The sequence below is a fragment of the Qipengyuania benthica genome (assembly GCF_030717865.1).
Lineage (GTDB): Bacteria > Pseudomonadota > Alphaproteobacteria > Sphingomonadales > Sphingomonadaceae > Qipengyuania > Qipengyuania benthica.
The window spans coordinates 451172-464804 of the sequence record NZ_JAVAIL010000001.1; the positions used below are offsets into that span (position 1 = coordinate 451172).

The following is a 13633-nucleotide window of genomic DNA, read 5'->3' on the forward strand; positions in this document are numbered from 1 at the left end:
TATCGGCCATTAAGCCCGCACAGCCGCATCGGGGAACTTGCGCATAATCAGGTGCTTTTTAAGGACATGCGCAACCGCCTCGTCCCTGAACCGCCCGTCGTCGTCGTCACCGGAGCCTCGGCTGGAGTGGGCCGTGCCGTGGTCCGTCGCTTTGCGCGGGACGGCGCTCGCATCGCGCTGATTGCCCGGGGAGTGGACGGGCTCGAAGGCGCCCGCCGCGAGATTGAGCAGGCCGGTGGCAAGGCGCTGATCTGCCAGTGCGATGTCGCCAATGCCGCAGAGCTCGAGGAAACTGCCGAGCGGATCGAAAACGAGCTCGGCACGATCGATATCTGGATCAACGCTGCATTTGCAGGTGTGCTGTCGCGCTTCATGGATATGTCGCTGGCAGATTTCGACCGGGTGACGCAGGTCACTTATTTGGGCCAGGTCTATGGAACGCGCGCGGCACTCAAACGGATGCTGCCGCGCAACCGAGGTTCCATCGTCTTGGTCGGTAGCGCTCTCGCCTACCGCGGCATTCCGCTTCAGTCCGCCTATTGCGGCGCGAAGCACGCCATCCAGGGTTTTCACGATTCCATCCGTTCGGAGCTGATCCATTCCGGATCGCAGGTCCACGTAAGCATGGTCCAACTTCCCGGCGTCAACACCCCGCAGTTCGACTGGATCAAGACGAACCTGCCGAAAAAGCCCCGCCCCGCCAGTGCCAGTTATCAGCCCGAGGTTGCCGCCGAGGCGATCCATTTTGCCGCTCACAACCGGCGCAAGTCGCTCAAAGTCGGCTTCCCCACGCTGAAGGCGATCATCGGTGACCGGCTCGCCTCTCCCCTGCTCGACCGCTATCTCGCCCGAACCGCAATTTCCGGCCAGCAGGACAGCGAACTCGTATCGCCCGACCGGAAGAACAATCTCTACGAACCGGTGCCAGGGGATCATGGTGCGCATGGCCGGTTCGACGCTGAGGCCCGAGAGTACAGTCCCCAGCTGTGGTTGACGATGCATCGCGGGGCCTCGGCGCTGGGGGCGGCGGCGCTCGGCCTTGCGCTCATCGGCGCCTCCCGGCTTGTTCTCGGAAGGCGGCGCGGCTGATGCGGGGCCCTGGGCCCGACCAGTCCTATCCGCCGATCAGCGACTATGCCGCTATCGGCAATCTGCAAGCCTGTGCCCTCGTCTCACGCGAAGGTAGCATCGACTGGCTTTGCCTGCCCAATATCTCCGATCCGCCGCTTTTCGCAGGACTGTTGGATCATCTCGCGGGCGGCCATTTTCGGATTCATGCCGGCGGAAAAGCCGTGACCCGGCGCAGCTTCGAAGCGGGCACCCCGGTCTTGCGAACCCGCTTCGATGCGCAAGATGGCAGTTTCACGGTGACTGATTTTATCCATAGCCCTGTCAAAGGCCTCGCCGGGCGCATCGAACCGGAACGCCAGCTTGTCCGACTGGTCGAAGCGACAGAGGGACGCCCAGTCGTACGGCTCGACTGTCAGCCGCGCCCGCCCGCCCGGAAGCGACCAAAGCTGCAGACGCGCGGGAAAATGGGTTGGGCCTGCCAGTATGGAGCCGATGTCGTGCTCCTCCAGACAGATATTGCGAATGCTGAAGTGACAGACGGGGGGCTAACCGCGAACGAGCGGCTCGAAGCGGGTGCGACGCGTCAGGCGTCGCTCTCCTTCTGTCGGCGCGACGCGGGCGTTATCCCCCCGCTCGGGGCTGAAAATCTAGAAAAACTGGAGACGACGATCGACTGGTGGAGGCGCTGGACCGAACGGATCACTTATCGCGGACCGTTCCGCGAGGCGGTCGAGCGCAGCCTGATCGTGCTTCGATTGCTCACCAGCGGAGAGACCGGAGCTGTGGCGGCTGCCGGGACGACGTCGCTCCCAGAATGGATCGGGGGATCGCGCAATTGGGATTATCGCTATTGCTGGATGCGCGATGCCCATTTGGTTCTTGCCGCCTTCATGCAAGCGGGATTTGATTTCGAAGCAAAGCATTATCTCCATTGGTTGATGCATGCGACACAACGCGACCAGCCCGGTCTCCGCCCGCTCTACGATATTCACGGGCGCAGCGATCTGAAGGAGAAGGTCGTTTCCGGCCTGGAAGGATACCGGCGCTCCGCTCCGGTGCGGACCGGAAACAATGCCAAGGATCAGCTGCAACTCGACAGCTACGGTTCCGTCGTGCTGGCAGCGCGCGAATTCGTGGCAAATGGAGGCGAATTCGACGCTTCCGAAGCAAGCCGCCTGCGAGGGTTCGGGCGCACTGTATGCGAGATGTGGGACCGGCCCGACAATGGGATATGGGAGATCCGCGGGCGCCGCATGCATCACGTCTATTCGAAAGCAATGTGTTGGGCCGCGCTCGACGGCCTGCTGGAGATTGATCGCACCGTTCCGCTGCTCCACGACCGTCTACGATTCGAGGAGGAAAGGCGCCGTATCAAGGACGCCGTTCTCGAGCATGGATGGAACGCACAGCGCGGCGCCTTTACCGGAGCATTCGGTCACGAGCATCTGGACGCCAGCGTCTTGCTGCTGCCCCGCATCGGTCTCATAGCCGCGGACGATCCGCGCATGTGCAGCACCTTCGATCGTATCGAAGACGAACTGGCGCAAGGACCATTCGTCTGGCGCTATGCGCGCGGGGTGGATGGAATGGAGGAACCCGAAGGTTCATTCCTCGCCTGCGGCTTTTGGGCGTGCGAATATCTTGCGCTGCGCGGCGAGAAGGCGGCAGCACGCGGACGCATTGCCGCGCTACTCGAAGCGGCCAACGACCTTTGGCTCATGGCAGAAGAGTATGATCCCGCCTCACACACGATGCTCGGCAACTTCCCGCAGGGTCTCTCTCACGCGGCTTTTGTCGACGCGGCCTATGCCGCAGGAGAGGGGGAGGCATGAACCCAGCGCTGCACGAGATCATCAGCAACTGGATATCGCCTGCCGTCTGGGGACTCGTGGCAACGGCTATCATGGCATCTGTGCTGCAAACTGCTCAGCTTATCGGCCTGTCCCGCCTGAGCCTGCCCTTTTTGTTCGGCACCTTCGTGGTTTCCAGCCGCCGAAAGGCGATTGTATGGGGCTATGCGCTCTATCTCTTGGGAGGGTGGCTGTTCGCCTTCGTTTACGCTCTGCTGTTCGCAACCCTCGACAGATCGGATTGGTGGGTAGGCGTGCTGCTGGGCGCCGCCCACGGCCTGTTCCTGATAGCGGTGTTCCTGCCAATGCTCCCTTACATCCATCCGCGCCTGGCGACCGAATTCGATGGGCCAGACCGGACCAGAAGGATCGAACCGCCAGGCGCCTTCGGCCTCAACTATGGCCGCAACACTCCGCTCATAACTGTCCTGGCGCAAACCGCTTACGGGCTGATTCTCGCGCTCGGCTACGGATAGAGCTGGTCTTCGAAGGACAGAACGAGGAGCATCAGGGAGCCGCTGCGATTGCTCCATGATCCAGCTCTTCAGACAATTAAGCGGTTCCAGCCGCCATAGGGCAAGCACCGTAATCCTGGAGCCCCATTCCGGGTGGAATCTCGCGTGCGAGGAGATCCAGGAGCCATAGGGAGTCCGATACAACGAAGTCAGCGCAGACCATCTGACAGGTCTCTCGCCTTTCTCGTCTCGACGCCTATCCACGTGAGCTCTCGTTGCCACAGCCAGGAGGATACCTTCGGGTCGCCTCTGATTGCTCGTGAACAAGGGGCCGACGCCGCGGCTTGCCCATGGCCGAAACCTCGAATGGCCTGGTCGCGATCCCGGCCGCAGTTGTGGCGAGCCAGATCACCCGATCAGCGGTGGAATGGAATCGTAGATCGTACCGACAGTAGCGATGGCAAGTCCGAGTCCCGCAACGCTGGCGAGCTTAGGTTTGCCGGCGCGCAGGAAAAGCCAAGAAAGTGCACCCAGCGCGAAGGTGGTGAAAGCGAGCGCCAGCCAGCGGGCGGCGGGTTCGCCGGGGAAGGTGACGCTGGCGACCCACAGCAGGGTGAAATGCGCCGCCCAGACGATGAAGGCCAGGACAAGCGTGCGGAAGTCGTGCCGATTGCGAAAGTCCTGCATGGCCTTACCCTCCCGGGAGCAGCCGGATGACGAGCGCCAGGACCGCGCCCTGCACGCCGACGTAGCCGATGAAGCGGCTGACTGTGTCGAGCGTGACGCTGGCCGGCGGGGTTATCAGCCCGCGACCGCTGCGAAAGCCGAGATAACCGGCCAGAAGCGCGCTGATTGCGGTCAGGCAGCCCTGATAACCCACCGCCGCGAACACCGTGGCGCCTTGCCCGCTGGCCACGGGATCGAGCCCTGCTTCGCTCCAGCCGGACCAGTCCCACCAGACGCCAAGGGCCAAACAGGTCGCAGCGAGCGCCGCGGTGATCCATGGCAACTGTCCAGCGGGAATCCCGGGCTTGCGCCAGGACAGCATGCGGCGTGAGAGCCAGGCGAGGGCCGTCGTCGCTCCGAACAGCCCAAGGATACCCAGCGTCTGTTCCAGCGGCGGCGCGGCGATCCAGATGTCCGGACGCAGGCCGAACAGGTAGAGATAGGAAAACAGCATCATGGCGCCGATCATGCCCATGACCACCATCAGGACATTGAGCCCCCACCAGCCATGGCTCGAGGGGCCGGTAATGGCGACCGGCACCGTGATCCCGGCGCCGATATCGGCGGTCTTCTGTTCGAGGGGCGGATCGCTGTCCCACATCCAGCGCAACATGCAGCCCACCGCGATCACACCGCAGAACATCGCGAAGGCATAGGCCTGCACCGTAAGCGACAGGAAGAACGCGGCTGTGAAGAACGCCGCCGCCGTGGGAAATGGCGAGGGTCCGGGGATGATCTGCAGATATTGCGGCTCGGCATTGATCGGGCTGGTGATGATCGTCTCCCGCAGCCCGGTGGCGCTGTTGGGCAGGAAGTAGCGCCCTTCCTGCGTATCCTTGGCCAGATCGGGATCGTCCCACAGCGGATCGCGGCTCTTCACCAGCGGCAGCGAGCGGCTGGAGTAGAGGCCGGCGGGCAGCCATTCCAGCGTCCCGGCATCGTAAACGTTGCCGGCCGATTCTGCTGCGGTGAAGCGGAAATTGCGCGCCAGGTCATACAGGAACAGCGCGACCCCGGCGGCAATGACGAAGGCACCGACGGTCGAGATCAGGTTAACCAGGTCGAGCTCGCGGCCCGGCAGATAGGTGTAGACTCGGCGTGGCATGCCGAGGAAGCCGGTCAGGTGCATCGGCATAAAGGTGATGTGCACGCCGCTGAAGAACAGCGCGAACACCCACCGGCCGAGCCGGTCGGACAGCGCGTTCTTGCTGGTCATCCCGGCCCAGTAATAGAACGCGCCGAACAGGGGCATCACCATGCCGCCGATCAGCACGTAATGCAGGTGGGCGACGATGAAGTAGGTGTCGTGCGCCTGCCAGTCGAACGGCACCATTCCCACCATCACCCCGGTCAGCCCGCCGATGGTGAAGGTTACAATGCTGCCGGTCACAAACAGCGCCGGCGCGGACCAGCGAATTCTCCCGCTTGCCAGCGTGGCGATCCAGCAGAACACCTGTATCCCCGCGGGCAGGCTCACCGCCATGCTCGCGGCGCTGAAATAGCCGGTCGAGACGCGCGGCATGCCGGTGGCGAACATGTGATGCGCCCAGACGCCGAAGCTGATGAACCCCGTTGCCACCAGCGCGACCACGTTCAGCCGGTAGCCGACCAGCGGCGTGCGTGCGATGGTGGCCACCATCATGCTCATCATGCCCGCGGCGGGGATGAAGATGATGTAGACTTCCGGGTGGCCGAAGAACCAGAACAGATGCTGCCATAGGAGCGGGTCGCCGCCGCGGGTGGGATCGAAGAAGGGCCAGTTGAACGCCCGCTCCAGTTCCAGCAGCGAGGTGGCGGCGATGATCGCGGGGAAAGCCAGGATGATCATCACGCCGAACACCAGCATCGCCCAGGCGAAGATCGGCATCCGGTCGAGAGTCATCCCCGGTGCCCGGGATCGCAGGACGCCGACGATGATCTCCACCGCGCCGGCAATGGCGCTGATTTCGATGAAGCCGATCCCCAGCAGGTAGAAATCCGTGTTGATCTCGGGCGAGAAGGCGATGCTGGTCAGCGGCGGATACATGAACCAGCCGCCGCTGGGGGCGAGGCTGAAAAAGATCGAAGCGAAGAACGAGAGGCCGCCGATAAGGAACATCCAGAACCCGTAGGCGGCCATGCGGGGGAACGGCAGTTCGCGCGCTCCCAGCATCTGCGGCAGCAGCAGCATCCCCGCCGCCTCCACCGCCGGCACGGCGAACAGGAACATCATCATGGTGCCGTGCATGGTGAAGAACTGGTTGTAGGTCTCCTGCGGCAGGAAATCCTCCAGCGGAGCGGCCAGTTGCACCCTCATCCCCAGCGCGAGGATCCCGGCGAGCAGGAAGAACAGAAAGGCCGTGGAGAGGTGGAAAAACCCGATGTAATTGTTGTTGATGCCCTTCAGCAGCCCCCAGCCGGTGGGCGCTTTCCAGATCCGGTCGAGTTCCTCCACCTCGCCTTCGGGGCGCGGGGCGTGAACCGGGAAGAGCTTGTAGAGATCGTGATCGAAGCCGGTTTCGGATTCGCGCCCGGCCATTGCGTCGCCTCCGCCAGCTGCGCTCACCTCTGTTGCTCCAGCCAGATTGCGATAGCCTCGAGCTCGTCGGCGGAAAGCCGGTCGTAGGTCGGCATGCGATTGCCCGGCTTGATCGACTGGCTGTCGCCGATCCAGCCCATCATCGTCCCGCGATGATTGGGCAGGATGCCTGCGCCCAGCGTCAGGCGTGCACCCACATGAGTCAGATCTGGCCCCGCCAGCCCGTTGGCCTCGGTCCCGGCGACGCGGTGGCAGGCGCCGCAGCCGCTGTCCATGAACAGAGCGCGGCCAGCAATTGCGGCGGCGGCTTGATCCGTTCGCGCGGGCAAGTCTGTATCTCGGACCACCGCAGGCATCGGGCCGGTTCGCGCTGGCAGAGCGGCGGGGCTGTCGCCGCCCTCGAGCCGCGCCTGCAACCACGCTTCCCATTCACCCGCTTCATGCGCCACCGCGACGAAGCCCATCAGTGCATGCGGCCCCCCGCAATACTCGGCGCAAACCCCGCCGAACCGTCCGGGCCGGTCCGCCTGCACCAGCAATTCGTTGAGACGGCCGGGGACCATGTCCTTCTTGCCCGAAAGATGGGGCACCCAGAAGGAATGGATCACATCGTCGCTCAGCAGTTCCAGCACCACCTTTTCGCCGACCGGCAGATGCAGCTCGTTCGCATCGCGCAGCAGCACATCGCCATCGGCGTCCAGATACTCGACATCGAACCACCACATATGCCCGGTCACGCGCACGCGCATTTCATCGCCGCTGATCTCCTCGGTCAGCGAGGCGGTGAGCAGCAGGCCCCACACCAGCAGAACGGTCAATACGATGCCGGGAAAGGCGATCCCGCCGATCCACACGGCGCGCTCGCCGCCCAGCCTGCGACGCCATTTGTCCGGTCCTTTGGCCGCCACCCACAAGGCGGCGACTATGACGCAGGTGACGATCACGCCCATGCCGAACAGCGCCCAAGCGAGCACGGTTACGCTGTCCGCATAGGGACCTGCCGGATCGAGCACCGGCGGCGGCCATCCCCAGAACGCGTCAAGCATCGTCGAGGCCGTAGAGATAGGCCGCGACATCGGCGGCTTGTGGCTGAGTAAGCGGCATGGCGGGCATCGTCGAACCGGGCTTTGCTTCGGGTGCGTTACGGACGAAGTGGGCGAGATTGGCCGGGGTGTTGGGAAGCGCTCCGGCGATCAGACCGATATCGTCGAAGCCGACCAGCGATGGGCCCAACCGGCCCCTGGGCCAGCCGATGCCCGGAATTTCGTGGCATGCTGCGCAACCTGTTTCCTTGATCAGCGCCAATCCCCTCTCTGCATCGGCTCCGCTGCGAACATAACGGGGGCCGGGAACCTCCTTGCAGCCGGCCAATGCCAGCGCGGCAGCGGCCCATACGGCGGAATTCGTATGGCGCCACCACCAGCGGCTTTTTTGCCCTTCGCGATGCACTCGGCGGGTCGCTCGCTCGGGAACCGTCACGGTGCGGGGAAGGTTCCCGTCGGGATGGCCCGGCTCTTCCGTTCGTTCTTGATCCTGTTCGCTTCCGCCGCTGCGACCGCCTGCAACGAAGCCGAGCCGACCGTCGGGAAGTGGGAGCGCACCGGCGAACTGGTGGCGCTGTCCGGAGGCGACGCCGGCGCGCGCGGTGCCTGCATCACCTGTCACGGTCTTCGTGGAGAGGGCGATGGCAAGCTCGTGCCGCGGCTCGCCGGGCTCAACCCCGGCTATATCGCCCGGCAGCTCGATTATTTCGCCACGGGTCTCAGGCGGCATCCGCAAATGGTCTGGATCGCCGACCAGCTCGACTGGCACTCCCGCCAAAAGGTTGCGTTCCATTACGCAGCAATGCCCGTCCCCCCCGAGGTGCCGCGCACCGTCGCCGACGGGCCCTTGCCGGATGCGGTCTGTTCTCCCCGCATCGTGCGGCTCTATTTCTTTGGCGATCCGCAGCGCGGCCTGATCTCCTGCGCAGAATGCCACGGTCGCGACGGGGTGGGGAGAGGGCAGGGCAATCCGCCGCTCGCTGCGCAGCCCGCGCCCTATCTGGAGGCGCAGCTGCGACACTGGCGGACTGGAGAACGCTATGGCGATCCGAACGGCGCGATGACTCATATCAGCCGGCTTCTGCACGAGGAGGAGATTGCCCCCCTTGCGGCTTTCGCCTCGCGCCTGCGGGATTCCAGTCGGTATCCGGCACTTCCGGCAGCATGCCTTCGAACACGTCGTCCCGATCCCAGAAGTGGTGCTTGATCGCCGCTCCTGCGTGGGCCGGGATCAGAAGCGCGAGAACCACGACGCAGAAGACATGCACGTCGAGCGAGCTTTCCAGCACCCACGACTGCCATTCTGGCGAGAAGTCCTGGAACGGCATGGGGGGTATCCGCACCAGCCCGGCGATATGCAGCGGCCGGGCAGGCTGGATCGCGGACCATAGCATGTACCCGCTCAGCGGCATGATCACGAACAGCGTGTAGAACATGGCGTGGATCAGATGCGCCACCCCGCTGCGCCAACCGGCGTTGTCGGCATCGTTGATCGGCCCGGGCACCATCAGCCGCCAAAGCAGGCGAAGCGCGCCCAGCAGCAGCAGAGTGAGGCCGAGACCGCTGTGGCGGGCATAGGCATCCAGCTTGTCGGCCCCGACAAGGTAGCGCTGCATCCACCAGCCGGAGAGCAATTGATAGATCACGAGTGCGGCCATGGTCCAATGGAAGGTAACCCCCACAGGGGTGTACTTCCCGCGGTCGCGATAGCTCTTCGACCAATCACGGAAGAACTCGGACAGGTTCACCGGGCGGGTTCAAGTCGCAACGATCGGTAGAGCACGGCGAGCGCGACCAGCAGATAGATGGCCGACCCGGGCACCCACATTAGGATGCCGGACAATTGCTGGTCCTCGAGCGGCGAAAACCCCCAGGCCTGGGTCGTCAGCCAGTGCGGTTGGTAGAAGGCGCGACCGGCGAAGATCAGCAGCGCGGCCAATAGCCCCATCAAGACCATGGTTGCCAGAAGCGCGATCACGGCGGCGCCTGCATCGGCCTGCCGCAAACGGGCCCACCAGCCGGCGGAGGAGAGCAGCAGGCTGGCTTGCATGATCCAGAACAGCGCGTCGCTGGAGAGAGCTGCGGAATAGAGCGGCGGAGCGTGCCAGGCCCAGAAGATCAGCATGTGCAGCGCCGTGAGCTGCGCCAGGGACAGGTGCCGAAATGCCCGCTGCACGGGGCCGAACCCGGCGATGAGCGGGGCGAGGGCCGCAACCAGGAGGACGTGATGAACCGCCCGCACCGCGAACAGGGACGAACCCAGTGCGCAGAAGGGCGAGATGTAGAGGAAGGCGAAGATGGCGGCAGCGGCGATGGCGCGTCTGCGGCCTTCGCCATCGAGGCCGCCGCGAAGCAATGCCCAGCCAAGAGCCGCAGCCAGCACCAGCATCAGCACCGGATCGAAGTTGAACCGCAGCCACCACTCGGCCGGGACGGGAGCAACCCCACAGTAAGGTACCCAGGAATTCACGCCAGCTGTCATCAAGAGTGCCCACCCTGCTTGCTCTTGGTCATCCCTATCTACGCGTTCCTGTTCGGCGGGTTCCAGATCGGCCTGTCCGAGGGATCAACCGGTGGCTGCGAAGCGCTGTGATGGAACTTGTGCAATACCGGGTGCCTTCAGCAACATGAACAAAAATCGCAGCGATCCGCCGGTCGAACCGTCGGCATCGAACATACCGTTACGACGTGCCGTAGAGCGGCATCGACATTGGTGAAGACGGTCGCTGCCGAGGAGGACTCGAGTTTGCCCGCCGAGGATACGGCTTCGGTCATCAGGCGTCAGGCGGAGCCGGCGAATGCCTCCTCTACCTCCGCCAGCAGCGCTGCCTCGCAATCCTTGTAACGGGGGGAGAAGTGAAACGGCTCTACCCTTTTCGCTTCGCATTCGCGCGCGATCTCGCCTGCCGCCCGCGTGGTGAGGTGCGCTCGGTCGAATGCGAGCGCGGCATCGGCGGCGCGAAAGGAAGCTTCGATGAACAGGATCCTCGCACCGGCACCAAGCGATCTGAGTGACTGCCGGTTGGCGGCTGTGTCGCGAAGGTCGGTCGCGTAGCAGATCTTCCCGCCCGGCTCGACGCTCACCAGATGGCGCAATTCGGATAGAGGTTTTGCGGATCCGCTCGGCAATCTGATAGGCAGTTGGTCGTCACCGCCGCGGCGGATCGCCTCCTTCAGGCCATGGAGCCACTTTCCCCGCTCGAGCCCCGCTTCGTCGAGCCGGTTGCGCCAGACGTTGACCCGATGTGGCTCCTCCAGCGCGAACGCAAGACAGGGACCGTGGTGCTCCAGAATGCTCGCCGACAGCTTCCAGCGAGGGGTTTCGAAGATCATGCCTCCTCGGGCCTCGGCTTCGCCCAGGGGCTCGGGTTCGAAGCGCTGGGAGAACCGGAATCGCGTGCGTCGCAGGCATTCGGGTGCAACCAGTTCAGCTGCCTCGATGACGAGTTCGGTCGTATATCGCTGCGCCAGGTCCCAGGTGTAGCCCTGCAGCTTGTGCCCGAGCCGGTCTGCAAAACCCTCGGGTCCGGCCAATTCTATGCGGGCATCGCGGCCGACATTCACCCGAAGCAAGGCGTCGAAACCGATCAAATGGTCCATGTGCATGTGCGACACGCCAACCGTGCCGACACGCAGCAGGTCACGCGCGGAGAGTGCGGACAGATCTCCCATGTCGAGCAGAACCGCCTCGCGCTGGTGCGAAAACTCCACGAAAAGCGCGGGATCGCCATATCGGCCGTTTACCAGCCGTGGCCGCAAGGAAGTGCTCATAAGCGCGCAACGCAGCAGTTGCTGCCGGGCAGGCCTCGTCGGGCGGGTCCGGCTCCGCTCCTACCTTTTGGACGCAGATTGCCGCTCCGGATCGAGCCCTGTGGCGGGCACATCCGTGTTGTCACCGTCCTCCATTCCGAACCGGGTTGTGGCAGCCTCCCCTCCTTTCTGGAGCCGATAGGTATCCTGGGTCGAACCATCGTCGCTCTTCTTTGCGGCGGGGTCGGTGGGTTGCTTTGGCATCTATAAACTCCTCTGGTTGCTGCATAACCAACGCGCGAGCGTCGCCCGGGTTCATTGGAGCGGACCTTGGTTCCGTGTGCGGTATTCGCAGCAGCAAACGGCCCCGGTTCCGCGATCACGGCCAACGTGCCTTCACCAGCTTCACGCTCGGCGCGTCCTCCACATCCTCCCAGCCGTATCGGGCGATGGCGTCATTGCTCTCATGTGCCTCGCGCCCCGGTTCGAGCGACCAGGTGATATGATAGGTGCCGCCGTCCGGGCGTCGATGGCTGCCCGCTACCTCGACCACCAGCGCCTCGACGCCCGCACCGTCATCTGCATGGCCGATCACGACGGCCCGATCGGCATCGGGCACGGGCGAAGATCCGTCGGCGGGGCCGTGGGTGACGTGATCGGCAATCGTGTTGCAATAGCGAGGCGGAAACCGGTCGAGCAGGTTGGATCGATGCTCCGCATCGAGCTTCCAGCCAAGCCACACCTGCTGCGTCACGGCGACCCCGTTGCGGGCAATGAAGATTTGCCTGTGTCGCTGGACATCGCGATGTCTCCTCTCGGCGAACCCAACGGGTCCGACCGACGGGGGTTTCCCGATATCTGCAGCAGAAAACGCACCTTGCCCTGTGACGGCAATGTCGCGCCGACGATATGGCTCGCCTCTTCGCTCGCCAGCATCGCGCTAGGCCGGCGAGTTCCTCGGGTTTTGCTCTTTTTGCTGAGAACTAAGTTGCACGATGCGGGAGCAGCGCCGCCTGATTGATCTAGTCCCGCTTGATCATCTCGTCGGCGAGTGGTCCGTCTGCTGAAGGTCGGCTCTTCGGGATATTCGCTCCTCTTCCGGAGTGCGCTGCCTGATCGACGCGGACTGGAACGAGCTGGCTCAACACTCGGGCGGTGGACCTCAGCGCTGCAAGAACCAGGTAAAGACCCGCTCTGGATCTGGCTTGGTCAGGAAGCCGCCCAAAGACAGGCGACTGGACGTGCGACCGAGCAGTAACTGTGACCAGCGTGTAACCGAGATGCCGAGCAGGAATTGGAGCTGACTGCCGCCGGCGGCGTTAGTGTCGTAAAGGAGAGCCTGGTGGATTCATCGATCGAGACGCACACGATAGGAAGCGGACGGAAGCTGCTGCTTGTGCATGGGCTTGGAGGAAGCTGGAGGTCTTGGTCGCCGATCCTTCCGATAGTTTCCGCGCAAAGACAAGCGATCATGATCGACCTGCCGGGGCACGGCGAATCTCCTGCCCGCCCTGATAGTGGCACCTTTCGCGGCCTTGCCGACAGCCTGGAGACATACATCCTTCGCGAGGGCCTAGGTCCCGTTGATGTCGCAGGCGTTTCGCTTGGCGGGCGCCTCGTGTTGGAGCTGGCGAGGCGGGGTTGTGTCCGGGATGTCGTGGCACTCGATCCCGGCGGTTTCTGGCAGGGGTGGGAGCGAGCCTATTTTAGATGGACGCTCGGCGCTTCGCTCAGGCTCCTGCGCCTGCTGAAGGGTCAGCTTGGCATGCTCAGCGCATCGCCAGTCACCCGAACTGCCCTGCTCGCTCAACTCTCGGCGAGGCCGTGGGCTTTGTCCCCCGAGTTGGTCGAGAGGGAACTTGCATCCTTTGCCAAGACGCCAACTGTGGCTCCGTTGATCAAGGATCTGGCCGACGGTCCCGCGCAAGAGGGGCCAGCTTCGTCATCGGTTGGTCGCATCACAATTGGCTGGGGCGGAAAGGATCGCCTGTGCCCGCCGCGGCAGGCCGCCCGCGCTCGCGAAGCCTTCCCTCATGCCGCACTCCATTGGTTCGAGGAGAGTGGGCATTATTCGATCTGGGACTGCCCAGAGCAAGCGGCCCGACTGATACTTGAATCGACCGGAAAGGTCAGCGTGACCAACTCTCGCTAGCCCGGAACCGACAGCCCCTTGGAGGCGCCGGCGGCCGCCTCCTCGTAATGAAAGCTGCCTGACTGCTG

General features: G+C 64.0%; 12 protein-coding genes and 1 pseudogene. 5 read left to right on the top strand and 8 right to left on the bottom strand.

Features of this window, described 5'->3' with window-relative positions; all coding sequences use genetic code 11:
* Positions 1-66: 66 nt before the first annotated feature.
* From Q9K01_RS02255 to Q9K01_RS02270, 4 genes and pseudogenes are all read left to right on the top strand, one after another.
* A complete protein-coding gene (locus tag Q9K01_RS02255) occupies positions 67-1089 on the top strand; it encodes an SDR family oxidoreductase (RefSeq protein ID WP_305928584.1) in 1023 nt (340 codons plus the stop codon).
* Positions 1089-1436, top strand: a pseudogene (locus Q9K01_RS15450) (trehalase-like domain-containing protein); the annotation flags it as partial. The gene Q9K01_RS02255 and the pseudogene Q9K01_RS15450, both read left to right, overlap by 1 nt.
* A 165-nt stretch (positions 1437-1601) precedes the next feature.
* Positions 1602-2903 carry a glycoside hydrolase family 15 protein gene (locus Q9K01_RS02265; protein WP_305928586.1) on the top strand — a complete coding sequence of 434 codons (1302 nt, stop codon included), beginning with the start codon at positions 1602-1604 and terminating at the stop codon, positions 2901-2903.
* Complete coding sequence (locus Q9K01_RS02270) at positions 2900-3397, top strand: hypothetical protein (protein WP_305928587.1); 498 nt, start codon at positions 2900-2902, stop codon at positions 3395-3397. Before Q9K01_RS02265 ends, Q9K01_RS02270 begins: the two co-directional genes overlap by 4 nt.
* Positions 3398-3784: 387 nt before the next feature.
* On the opposite strand, the gene Q9K01_RS02275 is transcribed toward Q9K01_RS02270, so the two are convergent.
* From Q9K01_RS02275 to Q9K01_RS02310, 8 genes are all read right to left on the bottom strand, one after another.
* Positions 3785-4063, bottom strand: coding sequence for a hypothetical protein (locus Q9K01_RS02275; RefSeq protein WP_305928588.1), 279 nt, complete (start codon positions 4061-4063; stop codon positions 3785-3787).
* 4 nt (positions 4064-4067) lie between these two features.
* Positions 4068-6620: a cbb3-type cytochrome c oxidase subunit I gene (locus Q9K01_RS02280; RefSeq protein WP_305928589.1), complete on the bottom strand. Its 2553-nt coding sequence runs from the start codon at positions 6618-6620 to the stop codon at positions 4068-4070.
* A 23-nt stretch (positions 6621-6643) separates the two neighbouring features.
* Complete coding sequence (locus tag Q9K01_RS02285) at positions 6644-7666, bottom strand: cytochrome c oxidase subunit II (protein WP_305928590.1); 1023 nt, start codon at positions 7664-7666, stop codon at positions 6644-6646.
* Positions 7659-8456 carry a c-type cytochrome gene (locus tag Q9K01_RS02290; protein WP_305928591.1) on the bottom strand — a complete coding sequence of 266 codons (798 nt, stop codon included), beginning with the start codon at positions 8454-8456 and terminating at the stop codon, positions 7659-7661. The genes Q9K01_RS02285 and Q9K01_RS02290 overlap by 8 nt, the downstream gene beginning before the upstream one ends.
* A gap of 277 nt (positions 8457-8733) precedes the next feature.
* Entirely contained in the window at positions 8734-9411 is a 678-nt protein-coding gene (locus Q9K01_RS02295; RefSeq protein ID WP_305928592.1) for a cytochrome b, read from the bottom strand.
* Positions 9408-10052: a cytochrome c oxidase assembly protein gene (locus tag Q9K01_RS02300; protein WP_305929159.1), complete on the bottom strand. Its 645-nt coding sequence runs from the start codon at positions 10050-10052 to the stop codon at positions 9408-9410. Before Q9K01_RS02300 ends, Q9K01_RS02295 begins: the two co-directional genes overlap by 4 nt.
* Positions 10053-10444: 392 nt before the next feature.
* Complete coding sequence (locus tag Q9K01_RS02305; protein WP_305928593.1) at positions 10445-11434, bottom strand: MBL fold metallo-hydrolase; 990 nt, start codon at positions 11432-11434, stop codon at positions 10445-10447.
* A gap of 358 nt (positions 11435-11792) precedes the next feature.
* Positions 11793-12167, bottom strand: a complete 375-nt coding sequence (locus tag Q9K01_RS02310; RefSeq protein WP_305928594.1) for a hypothetical protein — start codon at positions 12165-12167, stop codon at positions 11793-11795.
* 642 nt (positions 12168-12809) lie between these two features.
* On the opposite strand from Q9K01_RS02310, the gene Q9K01_RS02315 reads away from it, so the two are divergent.
* Positions 12810-13565 (top strand): alpha/beta fold hydrolase, encoded by a 756-nt coding sequence (locus tag Q9K01_RS02315; RefSeq protein ID WP_305929160.1) that lies wholly within the window; start codon positions 12810-12812, stop codon positions 13563-13565.
* Positions 13566-13633 lie beyond the last annotated feature (68 nt).

Excerpts from the sequence above, each read along its gene's own strand:
- Q9K01_RS02285 (WP_305928590.1), bottom strand. The coding sequence starts at position 7,666 with ATGCTTGACGCGTTCTGGGGATGGCCGCCGCCGGTGCTCGATCCGGCA.
- Q9K01_RS02305 (WP_305928593.1), bottom strand. The coding sequence starts at position 11,434 with ATGAGCACTTCCTTGCGGCCACGGCTGGTAAACGGCCGATATGGCGAT.
- Q9K01_RS02300 (WP_305929159.1), bottom strand. The coding sequence starts at position 10,052 with ATGCTGGTGCTGGCTGCGGCTCTTGGCTGGGCATTGCTTCGCGGCGGC.
- Q9K01_RS02280 (WP_305928589.1), bottom strand. The coding sequence starts at position 6,620 with ATGGCCGGGCGCGAATCCGAAACCGGCTTCGATCACGATCTCTACAAG.
- Q9K01_RS02255 (WP_305928584.1), top strand. The coding sequence starts at position 67 with ATGCGCAACCGCCTCGTCCCTGAACCGCCCGTCGTCGTCGTCACCGGA.
- Q9K01_RS02270 (WP_305928587.1), top strand. The coding sequence starts at position 2,900 with ATGAACCCAGCGCTGCACGAGATCATCAGCAACTGGATATCGCCTGCC.
- Q9K01_RS02290 (WP_305928591.1), bottom strand. The coding sequence starts at position 8,456 with ATGGAACGCAACCTTTTGGCGGGAGTGCCAGTCGAGCTGGTCGGCGAT.
- Q9K01_RS02275 (WP_305928588.1), bottom strand. The coding sequence starts at position 4,063 with ATGCAGGACTTTCGCAATCGGCACGACTTCCGCACGCTTGTCCTGGCC.